At 35.2% G+C, this 19,135-nt stretch carries 19 protein-coding genes; 11 read left to right on the forward strand and 8 right to left on the reverse strand.

From position 1 onward, the window contains the following. Positions 1-256: 256 nt before the first annotated feature. Both BC781_RS03520 and BC781_RS03525 read right to left on the reverse strand, forming a co-directional pair. The gene (locus BC781_RS03520; protein WP_245935573.1) at positions 257-877 is read right to left on the reverse strand and encodes a thioredoxin family protein; all 621 of its coding nucleotides are present in this window, start codon (positions 875-877) and stop codon (positions 257-259) included. A gap of 68 nt (positions 878-945) precedes the next feature. Next, the gene (locus tag BC781_RS03525; RefSeq protein ID WP_109616580.1) at positions 946-2,199 is read right to left on the reverse strand and encodes a competence/damage-inducible protein A; all 1,254 of its coding nucleotides are present in this window, start codon (positions 2,197-2,199) and stop codon (positions 946-948) included. Between the two features lie 134 nt (positions 2,200-2,333). On the opposite strand from BC781_RS03525, the gene BC781_RS03530 reads away from it, so the two are divergent. Then, positions 2,334-3,596, forward strand: coding sequence for a metallophosphoesterase (locus BC781_RS03530; protein WP_109615861.1), 1,263 nt, complete (start codon positions 2,334-2,336; stop codon positions 3,594-3,596). Positions 3,597-3,805: 209 nt separating this feature from the next. Here BC781_RS03530 and BC781_RS03535 read toward each other — a convergent pair whose 3' ends face one another. Together BC781_RS03535 and BC781_RS03540 are read right to left on the reverse strand one after the other, a co-directional pair. Next, entirely contained in the window at positions 3,806-4,501 is a 696-nt protein-coding gene (locus tag BC781_RS03535; protein WP_109615862.1) for a deiodinase-like protein, read from the reverse strand. Between the two features lie 103 nt (positions 4,502-4,604). Further along, positions 4,605-5,192, reverse strand: a complete 588-nt coding sequence (locus BC781_RS03540) for a Crp/Fnr family transcriptional regulator (protein ID WP_109615863.1) — start codon at positions 5,190-5,192, stop codon at positions 4,605-4,607. Positions 5,193-5,395: 203 nt separating this feature from the next. Between BC781_RS03540 and BC781_RS03545 the strand changes: the two genes are divergently transcribed. From BC781_RS03545 to BC781_RS03570, 6 genes are all read left to right on the forward strand, one after another. After that, the gene (locus BC781_RS03545) at positions 5,396-6,256 is read left to right on the forward strand and encodes a helix-turn-helix domain-containing protein (RefSeq protein ID WP_109615864.1); all 861 of its coding nucleotides are present in this window, start codon (positions 5,396-5,398) and stop codon (positions 6,254-6,256) included. A gap of 147 nt (positions 6,257-6,403) precedes the next feature. Further along, positions 6,404-7,420 (forward strand): alpha/beta hydrolase family protein, encoded by a 1,017-nt coding sequence (locus BC781_RS03550; RefSeq protein ID WP_245935574.1) that lies wholly within the window; start codon positions 6,404-6,406, stop codon positions 7,418-7,420. 6 nt (positions 7,421-7,426) lie between these two features. After that, positions 7,427-7,801, forward strand: a complete 375-nt coding sequence (locus BC781_RS03555; protein WP_109615865.1) for a DUF2255 family protein — start codon at positions 7,427-7,429, stop codon at positions 7,799-7,801. A gap of 18 nt (positions 7,802-7,819) precedes the next feature. Then, positions 7,820-8,116 (forward strand): putative quinol monooxygenase, encoded by a 297-nt coding sequence (locus BC781_RS03560; RefSeq protein WP_109615866.1) that lies wholly within the window; start codon positions 7,820-7,822, stop codon positions 8,114-8,116. Positions 8,117-8,139: 23 nt separating this feature from the next. Beyond that, the gene (locus BC781_RS03565) at positions 8,140-8,982 is read left to right on the forward strand and encodes an SDR family oxidoreductase (protein ID WP_109615867.1); all 843 of its coding nucleotides are present in this window, start codon (positions 8,140-8,142) and stop codon (positions 8,980-8,982) included. 205 nt (positions 8,983-9,187) lie between these two features. Beyond that, a complete protein-coding gene (locus tag BC781_RS03570) occupies positions 9,188-10,255 on the forward strand; it encodes a LamG domain-containing protein (protein ID WP_109615868.1) in 1,068 nt (355 codons plus the stop codon). Positions 10,256-10,339: 84 nt separating this feature from the next. On the opposite strand, the gene BC781_RS03575 is transcribed toward BC781_RS03570, so the two are convergent. Further along, positions 10,340-11,143, reverse strand: a complete 804-nt coding sequence (locus tag BC781_RS03575; protein WP_109615869.1) for a hypothetical protein — start codon at positions 11,141-11,143, stop codon at positions 10,340-10,342. Positions 11,144-11,400: 257 nt separating this feature from the next. After that, a complete protein-coding gene (locus BC781_RS03580) occupies positions 11,401-12,171 on the reverse strand; it encodes a carbonic anhydrase family protein (RefSeq protein ID WP_109615870.1) in 771 nt (256 codons plus the stop codon). A 427-nt stretch (positions 12,172-12,598) separates the two neighbouring features. On the opposite strand from BC781_RS03580, the gene BC781_RS03585 reads away from it, so the two are divergent. The 3 genes from BC781_RS03585 to BC781_RS03595 all read left to right on the forward strand — a co-directional run bounded on the left by BC781_RS03585 (position 12,599) and on the right by BC781_RS03595 (position 15,719). Next, positions 12,599-12,967: a hypothetical protein gene (locus BC781_RS03585; RefSeq protein WP_109615871.1), complete on the forward strand. Its 369-nt coding sequence runs from the start codon at positions 12,599-12,601 to the stop codon at positions 12,965-12,967. A gap of 88 nt (positions 12,968-13,055) precedes the next feature. Next, on the forward strand, positions 13,056-14,891 hold the full coding sequence (locus BC781_RS03590) for a peptidase U32 family protein (RefSeq protein WP_109615872.1): 1,836 nt from the start codon (positions 13,056-13,058) through the stop codon (positions 14,889-14,891). Positions 14,892-14,987: 96 nt separating this feature from the next. Further along, the gene (locus tag BC781_RS03595) at positions 14,988-15,719 is read left to right on the forward strand and encodes a DUF1573 domain-containing protein (protein WP_109615873.1); all 732 of its coding nucleotides are present in this window, start codon (positions 14,988-14,990) and stop codon (positions 15,717-15,719) included. Here the strand turns inward: BC781_RS03595 and BC781_RS03600 are convergent. Both BC781_RS03600 and BC781_RS03605 read right to left on the reverse strand, forming a co-directional pair. Further along, positions 15,716-17,566 (reverse strand): sensor histidine kinase, encoded by a 1,851-nt coding sequence (locus tag BC781_RS03600; RefSeq protein ID WP_109615874.1) that lies wholly within the window; start codon positions 17,564-17,566, stop codon positions 15,716-15,718. The two genes, BC781_RS03595 and BC781_RS03600, sit on opposite strands and share 4 nt — an antisense overlap. Positions 17,567-17,628: 62 nt before the next feature. Further along, positions 17,629-18,246, reverse strand: a complete 618-nt coding sequence (locus BC781_RS03605) for a response regulator transcription factor (RefSeq protein ID WP_109615875.1) — start codon at positions 18,244-18,246, stop codon at positions 17,629-17,631. A gap of 288 nt (positions 18,247-18,534) precedes the next feature. Here BC781_RS03605 and BC781_RS03610 point away from each other — a divergent pair, with 288 nt between their 5' ends. Beyond that, entirely contained in the window at positions 18,535-19,131 is a 597-nt protein-coding gene (locus BC781_RS03610; protein ID WP_109615876.1) for an FMN-dependent NADH-azoreductase, read from the forward strand. The last annotated feature ends 4 nt before the right edge of the window (positions 19,132-19,135 follow it).

The following is a 19,135-nucleotide window of genomic DNA, read 5'->3' on the forward strand; positions in this document are numbered from 1 at the left end:
AAAATTTTACTGTTCTTAGAGTAACTCTAAGAACTTACAAATGGAAAGCAGAGTCTTCAGACTCGAAAAATCTGCTAAAATGTCGAGTCTGAAGACTCTAATTCCCATTTCTTAATTCGAAGATCGCTTCGTTAACTCTTCGAATAGAATATCCGTTTCCATTTGTCCCACTACTTAATGAATTACAATATACTAATCGTGAAAAAAGGTCAACCTTAGGTAATCACCAAAAGTTAACCTTTTATCATTTTTTATATTATTTCAACACAGACTTCACAATCTCTTGAATTGTTGTCTGTCCTTTATCTTTATTATACCACTTTTGTAATACCTCTTTAATTTCCTCAAAAGGCTTTTCTTCAGCTCTCATTTGCATATAGCTCTCTTGAAGTTCTACAGGACGAGGCCCCCAATTTCCGATTTCTTCTTTTGTTTCTGCATCAAAAGCAATCAACTTCGGAATAGAACGCCCTCCATTAGTCAAGTATTCATCCATCAACTCCAAGTTTTCATCTCTCAGAAGAATTTGAAGTTCGATGTTTTCACTCAATTCAGCCAACTTAGCCATTACAGGTACAGTGTGTGCAGCATCGCCACACCAAGCCTCTGTAAGTACAACCCAAAGTACTTTTCGGTCATAATTTGCGAAAAGCTCTTTTACTTCATCTGAGAATTTCAAATTCTTATCATGACGTAACATTCTCTTTTGGTTCATCACCGTATAGTGAATCATGGCTTCACTGTGATTCTCCCCTGTTGTTTTGCCTTCAGCAAGCAATTCAGCAATCATTTTATGAAAGCTGTCATAAGTAATTCCTTTTTGAGTCTGGATTGTTTCTAATGTCTTTACCATCACCTTATATGAATGTTCGATCATATAAACGCCATTTCATTAAAAAGGTTTACAAGTAAGATAATTCAAGTGTTATAATTTCAAAATCACTTTTAATTTTCGTTTGCCAAATTACTCCAAAGCAACCTTAAAACTGCTGTTGTGGTGTACTGAACATTGATTTTTCTTCCTCGCGTAATATTCAAAAGTTTTGCTTCTGTTTTCTTACCATCAGAATATCCAATCCAAATTGTACCTACAGGCTTGTCTGGTGTTCCTCCTGTTGGTCCTGCAATTCCTGTAGTAGAAATCCCTACCGAAGCATTGAATTTCTTACGTACATTTTCAGCCATTTCCTTTGCAGTTTGCTCACTTACTGCTCCATATTTCTCTAAAGTTTCAGCTCTTACTCCCAATTGATCCATTTTGATTTCATTAGAATAAGGAATAATTCCTCCTTTGAAATAAGCTGATGAACCAGAAATATCTGTAATCTTATTCGCTACATTTCCACCTGTGCAGCTTTCAGCAGTAGCTACAGTCATATCTCGTTGTTTAAGGATAATGCCCACAACTTCTTCCAGCTCTATATCTTCTTCCGCATAAATTCCTTTTGTGACTATAGACTTCAGTTTCAGAACCTCTGATTCTAGTTGTAGCTCTATAGCTTCTTTATCCTCTCCTACCGCAGTCAGACGTAAACGAACTTGCCCTAACTTTGGTAAATAAGCCAATCCAATATTTTCGGGTAAAGCCAATTCCCAATCTTCTAGCATCTGAGAAAGTTTTGATTCGGGAATACCGATCGTTCGGATTACTTTATGAATGATATGCCCTGGAATGTATTTTTCCTCCAAACGAGGTAATACATGCTCAGACATCAAGAATTTCATCTCATGAGGAACACCCGGCATACTCACAAACACACAACCCTCATGATCAATCCACATGCCCGGAGCTGTACCTACTTCATTTTGCAGTACATCGCAGATTTTAAGGACTTCAGCTTGATTTTTATTCTGTTCAGTAAGTTCTCTTCCAAATTGTCGTAACAATCGCCCTATATTCTCGTACACATTTTCGTTGAAAATGAGTTCAGTGTCAAAATAATTAGCTAATGTCTTCTTCGTAATATCATCTTTGGTAGGTCCTAAGCCGCCCGTCATCAAGACAATTTGAGCTTCTTTCTTGGCTTTATCCAAAGCTTCAGTAATTGCCTCTTTTGTATCTCCGATGGCTGTTTTACGGATTACTTTCACGCCAATTTCGGTAAGTCTTTCAGACATCCATTGTGAATTTGTATCTGTAATCTGACCGTACAAAATCTCATCGCCAATCGTGATAATTTCTGCTTTTATTGCTGTCATTGAAGAAGTGTATTTACTATTTCGTAAAGTATGCTGAAAAATTTCGATAATTCTTAAACTAAGATTCATCATTTTGGTTGCAAAATCAAAGAGCTTTGTAGAATAAGCGAACTATATTTTAGAAACACATCATAATGAAAGAGCGCGTAGTCATTTTTGTCTCAGTTGTATTTGTCATTTTATTCCTTTTGGACTTGTATTCATTTAAAGGAGTAAAACTTTTGGCTGAAGACATTTCCAAAAAATCTACTCAAGGGCTATTGTTGAAAGGCTATTGGGTATTCAATGTATTTATCTATTTACTTTTTGTTGCAGAAGTATTCCTATTTGAAAAATATAGAGTTCCAGGATATACCCCTTATTTCTTCATAGCCAATGCGCTAATCATGATGTCCATTTTCTCTAAACTGATCTTTGTACTATTCCACGGTGCAAATGATTTGGTGTATTGGACAAAAATGATTGGAGAATACCTCTTTTCAGCACCGAAAGTAGATGAAGAAACCGCTACCAAAATAAGTAGGGGGAAATTTTTAACCTATGTAGGTGCAGGTTTAGCTGCTGTTCCTGCCGGAGCATTTCTGTACGGAATGCTGAAAGGACGTTATGATTTTAGAGTGATCAAAAAAACACTTTCATTTGACAACCTACCAAAAGCTTTTGATGGTTTGAAGGTTGTTCAGATTTCTGATATTCATATTGGCAGTTTCCCGAAAGGTCACCCATCCGTGCAAAGAGCTGTTGAACAAATCAATGAATTGGAGCCTGATGTTATTCTTTTCACAGGTGATTTGGTCAATAACCTCGCGATTGAAACTGATGGTTGGGTAGATGTTATGAAACAGATGAAAGCCAAATATGGTAAGTATTCCATTCTTGGTAATCACGATTACGGAATGTACGTGCCTTGGGAAAACAAAAATGACCAAATCGCGAACTTTGATGCTGTAAAACAAGCCAACAGAGATATGGGCTTTGATCTTCTTTTGGATGAAAACAGAGTTCTTGAAAAAGATGGTGAGCGCATTGGTATTTTGGGTGTTGAAAACTGGGGTGAAGGCTTCTTGAAAAAAGGAGACTTGAACAAAGCACTAAGTGGGACAGAAGGTCTTCCATTTAAAATGTTACTTTCTCATGACCCTTCTCACTGGGATGCTCAAGTTCGTGACACAGACATTGACGTTACACTTTCTGGTCATACACACGGAATGCAATTTGGTATCGAAATTCCGGGTATCAAATGGAGTCCTGTAAAATACCGTTACCCAAGATGGGCTGGTTTATACCAAGAAGGAAAACAATTCTTGTACGTAAACAGAGGTTTTGGTTATCACGCATACGCTGGTCGTATCGGGATGGCTCCAGAAATTACAGAGTTGACTTTGACTAAAGCTTAACCATAAAAAGGTAGAGACAGATTTAACTTATCTCTACCTTTTTTACATCTTACCCAAACACTACCCACAGATGATATCAGAAAGTACATTGTTATTCTTACCTCACTCTTGATCAAAAGCGATGTAGATATAGAGTAACATTACCACATGAACAAGCCCAGAAATCAATAGATAAGAATAAGGAAATGACATAATTTCTTTGTTTTCAGTTAAAATAAATTGCCAGCCTTGTAGTGCTTTTTCAAGAGTAGAGGTAATTCTACGATAAAATCATAAGCAGCTACCCAACCTCCATGGAATAGCGTTTTAAATGACTGTATAACTCCTGGTTTAGCAGGTCTGAACTTCAAATTGTCGGGGGACTGATTTTTACTGATATGCTCTAAAATTGGTTCAAGGTAATCGGTATTATTCCATGCCCTTACGTATTTAATCACCCCATCTGTCCCGATGATAAACATACTATTAGGCAATTCTCCGTAAGTCTTATGTGCCTTACCGTCTAGATTATCAATTAGAATGGTTCTTCGGTCATCGTAAAAACGAATTGCTTCTCTTGCCGCAGCTACTTTATCCGTTTGGCTTAAGTGATTTTTGATGATATTTCCAGGATGAGCTTCACGAACATATAAAACAACAAAATTGTATTCTGGATGACGTTTTGCAATTTCTTGCATAGGGTTTACATGTCCTCCGTACATTGGGCAAGTGATACTTCCCATCTCGAAAACTAGAGGCTTATCAAGAAAATCTGAAATCTTTACTTTTTTTCCTTCGGCAGTCATCAATTCATAGTCAATGAACCGATCACCCTCCTTCAAACCCATAAAGTCATGGAATTGGTAGAAATCAGCTTTAAATCTTGGGTAATTATAATTCTGCGAGTTGTTTGTGTTTGTTTTCATGTCTTATCTACTTTTAATGATAAGACAAAGTTAGTTGACGGCTTTTCGAAGTCTTTTGACAAATATCAAAAAGCAATTGGCAGACTATTTTCTGCTAAAGAACTTATTTACTTTTCTTTCTCACTCTACTCAAGGTTTCTTGCGTAATCCCTAAATAGGTAGCGATTTGCCCTAATGAAGCCCTTTGGATTACTTCAGGTTGGTTTGTCATCAAATCATCGTATCTTTCTTTTGCGGAGTGCATCTGAAGAGAAAGAATACGTTTTTCTAGACTTAAATAATATCTATCCCTTAACAATCGTCCGAAATAAAGTGAGTCTATAGATTCATGATATAATTCTTGGATATTTTGAAAGCCAATTTGGATAACCGTAGAATTCTCTACAGCCTCTAAATAATCTAATGAAGCTTTTCCTGTTGTGATAGAGTAGATCGAAGTGATCATTTCGTTCTCGTGAGCAAATTCTAATGTAATATCTTTCCCATCTTGCAGCGTATATCTACGAATAAAGCCTTTGTGAATGATGTAGGCATTTTTACAGTACTCTCCCTCTTTCAGTAAATTAGTTCCTTTTTCGTATTCTTTGACCTCAGAAATCTCTAAAAGAAGCGTTAATAATTCATCTATAATCTTTTCTGTGGATATAACAGGCTGTAAAAAGGCTTTAAAAGTTTGCTTAATGTCATTCATCGATCTACTCGGGCTGATTTATAATTGAAACGAGATAGACAAATATTCAGTTTATTTCCAACCAAGTCAAATGACCAAACTTACTTTCTACATCAAAAATGAAGATTATTCTACAAATCAGAATTTATTCGTCCATTTTGAAATTTAGAATATAGAAGCTCTTTGGTAAGAGTTATATGTAAAATACAATTCTGAGTAAAAATATGCCCAAGACCTATTCTATAACTGAATTCACAAAATATCTGAATATTGATGGATGTAAAAGCAACAAAGTCCACCTTACCAATTATGACGACCACTCAAACCTCAAACTTAGTTCTGAACCTATTATTGTTGATTTTTATTTGATGGCTATCAAATTGAATTTTAGTGAAACTGAAGCTTTTGGCAAGACAAAAGAAGACACCCGCAATACTTTTGCCTTTTTAGATGTCCCTAAAAAAACATTGGCTTGGGACGTAAAACAAACTTGGGGAGGCTATCATATACTACTAAGTGAAGCGGTTTTTAAAAAGTATACTGATGAATACAGCTTTTTCAAATACGAAAATCATGAGTCTTTATTTTTAACTGAAGAAGAAGAAGTTGTACTTATTGACATCTTTAAAAAAGCATATGATGAATATCAGAAAGAAGATTTTAACGAAGCAATTATTCTCTCTTATGCACAATTGATACTCACCTATATTCATTCATACTACAAACGCCAATTCGATACAAGAAGCAATGACTACAATAAAGTCGTTGATTCGTTCCTCTCAGAACTAGACGGTTATTTTTATGAACCCGAACAGGAAGTTTATTTACCTTCCGTGTCCTTCTTCGCAGATAGAGCCAATCTTTCTCCAAACTATTTCGGAGATGTGATTAAACACTTCACAGGTAAATCTCCACTAGAACATATTCATGAAAACATCGTCAAACAAGCAAAATCCAAACTCAGAAAAACCAACTTAAGTATCAGTCAGATTGCTTATAGTTTGGGTTTTGAATATCCTACCTATTTCACCCGTTTCTTCAAGAAAAAAACAGGGCTATCTCCTAAGGTCTATCGAAATCAGTAAAATGTTTCATTTTTTAAGTGATCTGTGCATTCACATTTATTTAAAATAAAGCGACATTGCTTTCATCAAACATCCTCTGTTTTAGCTGATTTACCTATTGCTAGTCAAACAAAATCTTATTGTATCACTCTTACAACTTGAAATATTATGTTTCAAAAAACTTTAGAGTATCAAATAGATAGCACTTTGAAAAGTAGAATGGGCGAAGAACGCTACCTGAAAGCTATCGAGCAACAAAAATCAATTGCTGAAAAAGACTACGCTACGATTAAATATTTGGCAGAATTTGCGGTTCGTCCGATGTTCCGCACACCCGTCCATAAAACCCCAAAAGATCATGGAATTCCTAACTGGGAAGATGTGTACTTCCCTTCATCAGATGGTGTCCCATTGGAAGGTTGGTACATCCCTGCGGTAGATGGAGAAAGCGACAAACTAATTATTATCAACCACCCTATGCCTATGAGTCGTTCGGGTTTCACAGGACACTTTGGAGAGCCTTTCTCTAATGTAGATACGCTTGAAATCGACTTTGTAGCCCATATGGCTCACCTTTCAAGGGCAGGCTATAATATTTTGGCTTATGATCTCCGAAATCATGGAAATAGCGGCAGTGCCAATGGCGGAATCTGTGGAATTGGTCGTTATGAATGGCGAGACTGCGTAGGAGCGAAAAAATACGTGGATGCGCACCCAAAACTATCCAAAATGACCGTAGGACTTTACAGTCGTTGTACGGGAGGAAATGCACAATATGAAGCGATTTACAGACATCCCGAGTTATTTGAAAACCTTAAATGCTTCTTTGGGCCAATGACGGTTTCCATGACAGCTCTCATGACCTCATTTGCAGGGCTAATGGGAGTAAATCAGTACATGGAACTGATGGATTTTGAACAAGTCAAATTAGGTGGTTTTACCAATGGAGAAATGCATCCTCAGAATTATTCATCGGCGGTGAAAGTCCCTTATTTTATGGCTGAAGTCCTAGACGATGTATGGACTGACAACCCTAAAGATGCTCAAGAAATCTTCGATAATATCAGCTCAGAAGAGAAAGAACTGTTTTGGATTGAAGGAACAGACAGACGTTTCGATGGCTATAATTACTTTGGTCTTTACCCAGAAAAGATGACTACTTTCTTTGATAAATACATGAAATAAATCGCTATGACAAAAGACGAAATCTTAAAGCTCGTAGACGAAACAAAAACACCACAAATCCGAGCTGGAGAAACCCATTCTTTCAATGACATCTGGATGGTTGTAGTTGATGGTAGAATATTCTGTAGACAGTATTCATTTAGTGAAAGAAGCTGGTATTCAAGTTTCCTTTCCGATTCTAAAGGCGCAATCAAATGTGATGACAAAATCATTGAAGTCAATGGCATTATCCCTAAAGATTTAGATGAAATCAACGAAGAGGTGAATAAAGCCTACATCGAAAAGTATGATAATCGGCTAAATCACTACCCTCAGATAGCTCATCAGATGACAGGTGAAAAATATATGGCAAAGACCATGGAGCTTATACCAATTATATGATGACTAAAGACAAACCCTATGAATACACCATTATATGTATTTGCAAAATTCCATTGCCAAGCTGACAAAGTGAAAGAAATGAAAGCACTTCTTCAAGAGTTTATTACAGAAACCCTAGCGAATGAAGAAGGCTGTATCACTTATACTTATTTGCAGTCAACCGAAGATGAAACCCTTTTTACTTCCTTAGAAATTTGGCAAAACTCGGAAGTAGAAGCGGCACATTGGGAAATGGAACATATGAAAAGATTATTAGCCAAACTGCCCGAAGTTGCAGATGGTGATGCCGAAATCACCAAATACACAAGAGCTTAATTATTCACTTTATTCAACTAACTATGAAAAGGATTCTAATAACAGGAGCTGGTTCTGGGCTAGGAAAAGGTACAGCTTTAGGGCTTGCAAAAAATGGACATCACGTCATTGCGGCTGTTCACCTTTGGGAACAAAAAACTGCACTGCTAGAAGAAATAGAAGCTTTAGGTCTACAGAACATTGAAGTCACAAAAATAGATATCCTAGATCAGATTGATCGAAGAAAAGCATGGCAATATGATATTGATATTTTAGTCAACAATGCAGGTATCGGAGAAACTGGACCTATTGCTGAAATCCCTGTTGATCTCCTACGAAAAGTGATGGAAACGAATGTTTTTGGTACGCTCGAATTCACACAAGGTTTCGTAAAGAAAATGGTAGAAAGAAGGGCGGGTAAAATCTTCTTTGTGTCTTCTATGGCAGGTGTTTCTACCTACCCTTTTCTAGCTCCTTACAATGCTTCCAAACACGCTTTGGAAGCCGTAGCACAATGTATGCGCGATGAGCTAAAGCCTTTTGATATTACTGTCGCGACGATCAATCCTGCGGCTTTCAGAACAGGATTTAATGATCGAATGTATGACTCGGTAGATCAATGGTACGATGAAAATAAAAACTTTACAGAAGCAAAAGCGATTAGAGATATTCAAGAAAGTGTCGCTAGCCCTGATGGTCAATATGACCCTGAAATGATGATAAAGGGAATGATAGATGTTATTCCGAAAGACAAACACAAATTCAGAACGATGATTCCGAAGGAAGTAGAAGATTGGTGTAAAAATTACCAAGTCAACCAATGGACGTTAGAGGTCGAGGTCAAAAACTCGGACGAAAATAATTCAAATATTAGAGCTGCTTCTTAATGAAATAAACATCAAAAGACTAGAAAGTAACTTTCTAGTCTTAATCACCTATCTCAAAATAGCTCATCACATGAAGTAAATCATCAAACTTTTATTTATATTTTTAAATTATATCACTTAAATTTAGATAGTCAAAAAAGACAACTCTTTTTAAAATTTCAAAAGTATTTTTCAGCTATTTATCATTCATTAAACTCAATTTAAAGTGAAACATTTTTTTTATTTTTTTTTAATATCCCTAGTTTCTTGCGAAGGAGAAATTGGACTGACAGAGGGTAATAGTTTGTTCAATATTGTCAATGAACCTATCGGAGAAAATTGTTCCGCTGGAGGACAAAAAATAGATATCGGAATAGACCTTAACAAAAATGGTACTCTTGATTATGAAGAAATAGAATCAACTCAATACATATGTAATGGGGAAAATGGTACCGATGGACAAAGTAGTCTTATAAAATTGACAGAAGAAAAAGCAGGAAACAACTGCTTTTATGGAGGGTATAAGATCGAAACGGGTATCGACTTAAACAAAAACGATATCCTTGACGAAGAAGAAGTTGAATACACCCAATACATTTGTCACACTGACTCATATGTTTCATTAAAAAGTAATCTTGTTGCATATTACCCTTTTATTGGTAATGGAGACGATATTACAGACAACGGGAATAACAGTACTGTATATAATGCAAGTTTAACAAATGACAGAAAAAGCAACACCAATAGCGCTTACCACTTTGATGGTAATAGCTATATCAGCATACCTCATAGTTCGTCATTTGCTTTTGACACACAGTTTTCAATAGCTGTATGGGTTAAGCCTTCTGCATTTAATTCCGATAACTGTGAATCTAACCGGATAATAGAAAAAGGTATTGAAACTCAAAGAGGTAATTGGGGTTTATATTACGATGATAACTTTGAAGGAAATGGCTGTGGAGAACTTGATCCAAATAAGGTTCGATTTAAATTCGGTATCGTTGGTGATAATGGATATAGGTATGCGTATGTTGGTGAAACAAACATAAATTTAAATGAATGGTATTTCGTAACAGGAACTTATGATGGTTCACAAATGAAACTATATGTAAATGGAGAAGTTGAATTTAGTGAAAATGTATCTATTAATTTATACACAAATACAGCACCAATAACTATCGGAAAACAAGACCATAGTTCATATCCTTACTTCTTAAACGGAGCGATTGATGATATCCATATTTTTAATAAAGCCCTCACTAAAGAGGAAGTAGATTTACTATATAATCTATAAAAATATTCAGATTTTAACTTACAAGTTAAAAATTATGCCTCTATTGGTTAATAACTAATAGAGGCATTTCTTAATAAATTAATTTTAAAAGTTAGGCATCCCCAAAATATAATAACCCAATTTTTTACCATTTTCTTTTTCTGCTGGCTTTACTTCCCAAGTATATTCATTGTCTGAAGGTGGAAGTAATTCTTCAATATCTTCAAAAGTATAAGTTCTGGGTAAAGAAGCTTGTCCATCCCAAGCATAGAAAATAGGAACAAGAGGAATTAGCCATGTAAATAAAATGTCCTTAAAAGTTAACGGCTTGATAAAAGGCAGCATAAAAATAGACATGATAGCCAATATAGGTAAGGTAATGGGTAACAACAATCCCCAAACAAACACGGGTACTTTATTTTCACCTAACTCATAGATCAGGATACTTTCTTTATTCTTTTGAGCTGAAGCTAAAATCTCACTTGCTATTTTGGGAGGCATATGGTGAAAACTATTGATCATAGTTTTTATCCCTTCTGGAGTATTATCCAAGTTTACTGCATCTAATGATTCTTCTTGATAAGAAATAGAATTACTTTCATCTGAATTAAATGATACTGCAAGTTTTGCATTAGGATGTAAATCAGTTAAAAGCAAATCGACTATTTCAGCCTCAAATTGAGAATTCAAATACGCTATAGCCATTGGCATTGCTCCTCCAGACCCAGAACCTAGATCTACTACTCTGGTAAAATTTGTCTTCTGTTTAGCTTCCAATAAAAGGTTAGCAATCACCTTCTCTACTCCCATCATCTTTTGTAAGACATTGAGTAGCTTCGTCATTGTCATTCTGAAAGAATTAGGAAACCATTGGAAATCTTCAAACTCAAAAAGTTGTATGCGCTTCATCTCAATAATTTGGTTTAGATAAAAAATAGATGATAAGGTAATTTCCTAAAGTTAATCGAATCTTCTTCAAATTCTCTGTCTAAGCTCTTTCCTACCTTGAATTCTCTCTCCCTTAAATGAATAAAGTTAGGCTCTAATAGTGACAACTAACTGATTTTAATACAACTGAAAAGAAAAAACCCACTTTCAAGTCTTCTTAAAAAGAAGAATTGAAGCGGGTTTCTGATAGAAAACGAAATATAATAATACAGTTTAGCTTAGTTGGCGTCAACTGGTCTTGAACACATTGGTTGTACGTGTCTGGCATTATTGCCTTCAATTGCATTAATTTTCTCGATCTGCGCTTGAGAGGCTTCAAAAGTATCTTTAATCACCAACCACTCCACTGTCTCAGTGTATGGAGGTGTTGTCAACGAACCCTGATAATGATAGTAATGAAGGTCTTCCAAAGCACTTTCATGGCCTGAAGCACACTCAGATAAGTAAATACCATCTTTGTCTACCATTTCTTTTTCATGCGCTTTTTTAGGGACTTTATTCAAGAATTCTTTAATCATTCTGTTTTCTTGTCCCATCTTAAACATGATACCCACAACCAAATAGTCAGTTTGCTCTGGGTTTTCATCATTGGTTCTTGTATGTACAAGGTGCATTTCCATAGGGTAAGTCATTCCATCAATTAGGTGCTCCGATGGTGTATGAAAATGACACTGTACAAAATTATAATCCTTACCGTCAAAAGTTGTAGGCGCTCCTTTCTCAAAATCAAGTTGGATGGTATGCCCTTTATTTACTACATCTATAGCGTGAGCAGACTTACAGCCCAAAGAGATTGTATGTTTTCCTGTTTTTGCCTCTGAAGTCACAATATTAATTGGTGACTGCGCCTTACCATGCTCAATATCTGCAAAAGCATAAAGGCTCTTACTTTCAGTTCCATGAGCATCATGCTCTCCGTGCTCCGTATGATCTTCTCCACAAGAGACCATGAACGCTGCTAAAATCGCAGTAAAAATTACTTTTTTCATTTTACGTTTAGTCGAAGTTGTTTGCACAGGCAGTGATCAGTCTTTCGTTGCCTATACTATTTTAGTAGTGAGATTAAAAACGGTCGCAAATGTGAAGTAATGCCTCACATTGTGCAAATTTGAAATGTGATGATAACAGAAAATAACAATTGTATCAACCACATTTTTAAGCCTTTACCAAAAGCACAAAACATACTTTCTATGGCTTTTAATGTTTTTTTAGGTTTTTGAACGCCCAAAGTTAAAGTATCCCAAAATGATTTTTTGTAACCTAGGTTATACTAAAAAGATGCTTTTTGTCTTGTACTATACACCTACTCAAATAGACTCATTCGGAATCATTTACAAATATTTACTGTTTGTGTACTGACGAGAAATCGCGAAGATTAAGTCTTTAGGTGTGAAGCTATTAGGGTATATCATATTGATGTGGGTAATATTTCTCCCTTCTTTAAATTTGGAAGAAGTGCTAGATCAGTATGTGCCTAAAACCGAAATAATCCAATCTGAAACAGCTTCAAATAAGGCTATCACAATTAATGACATTCGTCACCTTTCAGATGAAGACAAAGTAATTGTACTCCATATCGGAAATTCTACTTTTATCATTCCAGAGAAAAGACTTTTTGAAGAGCAAGAGCTAAAAGGTCACTTAGAAGATTATCATTTTACGGCTACTTTCCACCCTGAAAAAGGCGTCAAAATTGTAGATACAGAAGAGGCTCCTCTTCCTTATGAAACTTCCAATTGGCTACAGGTAAGTAGTCTTTATGACAATGCTTTAGTATTGCATTAAAACCTTGTTTACAATCAGAAGGTAGATTTTAAACTCATTCACAGTATATTATTGACAAACTACTCAAGTACCGCTACTTTAGTCGGTTATGAGAAAGCTTGAGTTATTGGCACCTGCCAAAAATTTGGAACAAGGAAAAATAGCAATCAATTACGGTGCGGATGCATTGTATATAGGAGCTAATCAGTTCGGTGCAAGAGCTAATGCATCTAATTCTTTAGAAGATATTGAAGCACTCATTCAATATGCTCACCGATTTAACGCTCAAGTGTTCGTGACGTTGAACACTTTGCTTTATGAACAGGAAATCAGAAAAGCTCAAACACTTATTGATCGACTTTATCAGATGGGTGCAGATGCCCTTATCATTCAAGATATGGGCTTATTAGAGCTTGATCTCCCTCCTATTCCATTGCATGCAAGTACTCAGACACACAATTATGAGCTGCCTAAGATTCAGTTTATGGAAAAAGCTGGATTTGATCGTGTAGTTCTAGCTAGAGAACTTTCTTTGGCTCAGATTCAAGAAATCCAACAAAATACAAATGTAGAACTCGAATACTTTGTGGCAGGAGCTTTATGTGTAAGCTTCAGTGGACAATGCTATATGAGTCATGCAATCGGAAAAAGGTCTGCCAATAGAGGCGAATGTGCTCAACCCTGTCGCTTAAAATACCAAATGACCGACAGAGATGAACAGATCATTGAAAAAGATAAGCACTTGCTTTCTCTGAAAGACCTGAACCTTTCTCATAGAGTTGACGAATTGGCAAAAGCTGGGATTACTTCTTTCAAGATTGAAGGAAGGTTAAAAGGGCCTGATTATGTAAAAAATATGGTCACACAATTCAGAAAAGAATTGGATGACTGTATGGAAAAAGATGCTTCATTTATTCCTGCTTCTAGCGGAAAAGTGGTTCAGACGAAATTCGACGCTGATCTTGAAAAAACTTTCAATAGAGGATTCACCTCTTATTTTTTAGATGGACGTGAAGGAGATCAGATTACTTCCTTCGATTCACCTAAATCAAGAGGTAAATTGGTAGGAAAGGTTAAACAAGTCGGAAATAAATTCTTTACGCTGGACAATGACACCCCGTTTGCAAATGGAGATGGGATTATGTTTTGGGATCGGAAAAAAACGGCTTTTGTCGGTACAAAAATCAATACAGTAGACGGAAACAAATTATTTCCGATGAGTATGAATGGTATCCGAAACGGCTTGGAAATTTTCAGAAACCATGATCATCAATTTGAAAAAACATTACTTCAAGATCAAAGCAGAAGAGTACTAGATGTAAAAATCAGTTTATCAGAATATGATGGTAAGTTCTTACTAGAAGCTACTGACAAAGACCAAAACACGGTAACCTCTACTTTTGAGGCACAAGTTGAGCTTGCTCAAAAAGAAGACGTTGCCCTTAAAAATATTGAGAAACAACTTTCAAAAAGTGGAGATTCGGATTTCTACATTTCGGAAGTAGCTATTCAGACCTCAAAAATGTACTTCTTCCCTGCTTCAATGCTCAACCAATGGCGTAGAGAAGTTCTAGATAAATTGGCTGAAAAACGAATCAATTCTTACCCAAAACCGATTCGTCAAAACTTTCCACAAGAAGTTTCTTTTCCAAGTGCAACCTTGGATCATCATGGAAATATTCTGAATTCTTTGGCTGAGTCTTTTTACAAAAAACATGGAGTAGATAGCCTAGAAAAAGGTTTTGAACTCCAAAAAGATGCGAAAGGCAAAACTGTAATGACCACAAAACATTGCCTAAAGTATGAATATGGTTTTTGTAAAAAATTTGGTGATAAGAAACCAAAAGATGGAGTAAAAATGCCTTATAGACTCCGACAAGGTGATTACAGTTTCAGACTTGCTTTTGACTGTAAACAATGTGTCATGAAATTGATCATGGAATAATTTTGAAAACAGATGAGGAACAGTTTATGTATATATAAAAAATATACATAAACCGTTTCGAATTTAATTGAACTAGAAGTCTTAAATACCGATAAAATGTATTCTCAACTGAAACATTATTTTTTTATTTTCTTGAGTTTAGTTTCTCTCAACTCAGTAGCACAAGGAGTTTTGTATTTAGAGGCAAATGATATTGATTTAGGAGAAGTTGCCTCAGATAAAATTATCACTTTTGCACTACCACTTGAAAACATTGGATCTACTGAATTAGCATTGAATGAGGCTATTGGAGATTGTGACTGCACGTCATTAATTCTTTCCAAACAAACACTTAAAGCTAATGAGATAGCTGAGCTAAAAGTTTCAATAGACACAAAAGGATATGATGGCTATTTCTATAAAAATATCTATATAACTACAGATGAGTTTCCTTTCGAATATCAAGTAAAAATTAGAGCCAATGCATCTAAGACATCTGACCGTACCAATAATGTTGAATGGGCAGGAAAAAGCAGAGGTGCTCAATTTTTAGTTGAAAACAAAAGATTTTATTTCGAAGAAATCCCTCAATTTCAACCAAAAGTTCAGAAAGTAAAACTTATTAATACTGGAAAATCAAATTTACAAATTAAAGCTCCAGCTACAGAATTAGTACACTGTGAACTACCTACAACTAGCTTGAAAAGTGGTGAGCAAACAGAATTAGAATTGCATATAAACACAAATACGTTAGGCTTTCAAAAATTCTATTACCCTATCCTTATCGATGACAAAAAAGTAACGTTCAGAATAGAAGCAAATGTCATAGAAGCTGAACCGAACAATTAAAGTTCTTCACCAAATACATTTATACCTTCAATACGGATAAACGTACCTTGTGCCGAAGATTCAACAACAAGTTGCCCTCCAAGTGCTTTTGCTCTGAAAGATATATTCTGAAGACCTATACCGTCATCTGGTGGAGAGTCTTCAAAACCAACTCCATTATCTTCGTAGATAATTCTCGTGTCTTTTCCTCCAAAAAACTGAATATAAACAGAGTTTGCTTTACTATGCTTTTCTGCATTTTGAAGCAACTCTTGAACAATGCGATAACAATGATTAAGAGCTGTCAAATTTTCTGATGGCTCCCAATCATGAAAACTAATATGTACTTTTCGATCTTTTGAATTATACTTAGCTCCCAAATCTGTTATTGACTCCTCAAATTCTTCATACTCAAATGAAGGTGAAACAAGACCATGACTCAAATTCCTCACAGATCGAATTGTTTCATGAATTAACTTTCTAACATCTCCTCCTCTGAAGTTTTTTGTCTTATTGATAAGTGCCAAATTCCCACCTACATAATCATGTAATTCTCGTCCTATTCGATTTCGCTCTATTTCTTGCCCTTTGATCAGCGCCTCAGAAACTTGCTTCTGGACCACATGATTTTCTAAAATAAGCATTTCTCTTTCATTCAAGATAGTCACCGCCCTACGCACAATAGCAATAAAAAATGCAAATGCCTCAAAAGTATAAAGTACGTAGATGTACAAGAAACTATTGATATTTCTGCCAAATACACCCAAGTATGGAAGCGATACTATAATAAATGCACTGCTCAAGGTTATTAGATGGATAATGAAAAGATATTTAGCCAACTCATTTCCTTCTTTTGCTCTCCTCAAGCATACAGCAAGATTATAGACCCCAGAAACATAGGTGAGAATTATAACGAAAGCTGAAGAGATACTACTGATTAAATAACTATTGTATCTGAAAACAGAGAATAAGACACAACACGCAATAGCAGCTATAATTAGTGGATGAAGCCACTTATCAGATTTAAAGAGATAAACACCTTTAGGTTCATTCAAAATACGTCTAAAGAATAGATAAGAACACAATATAATTCCTGTATTTGCCCAATATCTCACCAATAAAAACGTACTGTAAGTATCCTTCTCAAAAATTATCCATAATGTTCCTATTTCACTTTCGGTGAATAAAAATATGGATAGGAAAAACATGGAGTAATACAGAAAAAACTTCTGCCTTGTAAAAGCAAACAGAATAAGGCTAAGAAAAATGATCAGGGTTGTTACTGTTCTGAATACAATAAAATATCGGCTTAAAGTATTTGTTTCTTCCTCTAACAAACTTGGATCAGCCAAATAGATATTTGAAAGGTGTGGTTGTCCGAATGCTTGAAAATGGATATAACAAGTATAATTACTTCCTTTCTTAAACTCTGCATTGTATGTAAAACCTGATTTAATTTTTGGCATTGAAACCAAAAACCTCCTTTCAGTCCCCAAATGTATTGATTGTACAATCTTTGTTTCTTCTTCAATGAGCCAAATATCCAAGATTGGAATGGACGGACAACTTGTAAAAATACTTTTGACCACATCCTCTTGAGATCTCACTTGAAATTTAAACCAATCTTGATCACTACCAGGGCCAAAATCTAAACCCGAACTAGGCACTTTCTCCCAGTTTTGAGCTGTAAATGTTGGAAGGTTCTCTCCATCAAAATTTGGTGTAACTGAATAATGATATAGAAAAGGAGTCAAATCTAATCTTTCATTGACTTGATCTGCAAAAAGAATTTCTTCTTCAATTGGTTGTCCAAAAGAAAATTGAAATGAAAAAAAGAATAGTAAAAGTGAAAAAGTATACTTTGACATTGTTTTAAAAAATACCTTACGTGTAAGGTAACAAAGATCTAAGAAATTAAAAATCTCTTGTTTTATAAAATGAGGTTATCTATCGCATATTTTATCAGTTCAGCTTTGTTCCCAACTTTAAGCTTAGATTTAATATTTTTAGCGTGTGTTTTCACAGTTTCTAAACTAATGGAAAAATCTTCTGCAATCTCCTGCATGCTAAGTCCTTGTGCCAAATGATTCAATATTTCTTCTTCACGAAGTGTCAATACAATTTCTTCCTTAGGACTTTGGAGCATCGTATCAATTACTTGTTTTGAGTAATACTCATTTCCATCAAGGATACTCAGAATTCCGTTTAAAAAATCTATTGCATCATCGTCTTTGAGCATATAGCCCATTATCTTCTCCTTCTGTACTTTTCGAATGATTGAAAGTTTATTGTGCATTGTAACTATCATAAACTTCAAATCTTCGTACTGATCTCTTGCTCTTTTGATAAACTCAAAACCTTTGATCTGTGGCATATCCATATCAACCAAAATGAGGTCAAATGTAGATAAAGGTAATTCTAAGCCCAAAAGCGGATTATTTACGATAACTACTTCTGCATTTGTGATGTGTTGTTTTATGATTTGCTCTAGACCATTACAAAAAAGTACATGATCATCTACTATGAGTAATTTTAGATTTTGATCCATATTGTCAATTTTCTCATAATAATAAAATAATTTCTAAAGCTTATCTATACCTAAATAGGGGGATTTTCTACTTTTCCATTCTTTTTTTAGTCCAAAATAAATCTAAACCTTGTCAACAGGTTATAAATAAAGCCTTTACTCTTCAACTTTTAAATTGAATTATTTCTAATAATCATTTCATAAATGACTGAAGTCAATGTTAATTAACAAAAAAATCAAGTAATTATTTTACATGTAATATAATTACAAGTATATTGCAGAGTAATCAAACAAAAAATCACTTTCAAGATGACTATTCTTAAAATTAACTCAAGCCTTCAAGACATTAATACTTCAGCTAGCCGTCAGTTAGTAGAAGAAATCATAAAGACAATCAATACTTCTGATGCTAAGATCATTGAAAAAGACCTAGCAGAAGGATTGCCACTTTTATCTCCTCAAATGTTAGGCGCATTCTTCACTCCAGAAGGAGATAGAACTGCAGAGCAAAAAGAGGAAATAGCTGTTTCTGATCAATTTATTGCAGAACTACTAGAAGCTGATACTCTTGTTATCGGAGCTCCTATGTACAACTTTGGTGTTACAGCGTCACTTAAAGCTTATTTTGACTTGGTAGCTAGAGCAGGTGTAACATTCAAATACACTGAAAATGGACCTGTAGGTCTTTTGGAAGGTAAAAAAGCTTATGTTGTAATCTCTACTGGAGGAACACCACTTGGTTCTGACTGGGATCATACTTCAAACCACATCAAAACATTCCTAGGGTTTATCGGAATCACTGACGTTACAATTGTGGATGCTTCTCTAAACAATGGAAGAGTAGAAGAGGTTGTAAACAATGCAAAAGCAAAAATTGCTGAGCTTTCATCAGAAAGCATTGCTTAATAAA

The organism is Sediminitomix flava (genome assembly GCF_003149185.1).
Classification (GTDB): domain Bacteria; phylum Bacteroidota; class Bacteroidia; order Cytophagales; family Flammeovirgaceae; genus Sediminitomix; species Sediminitomix flava.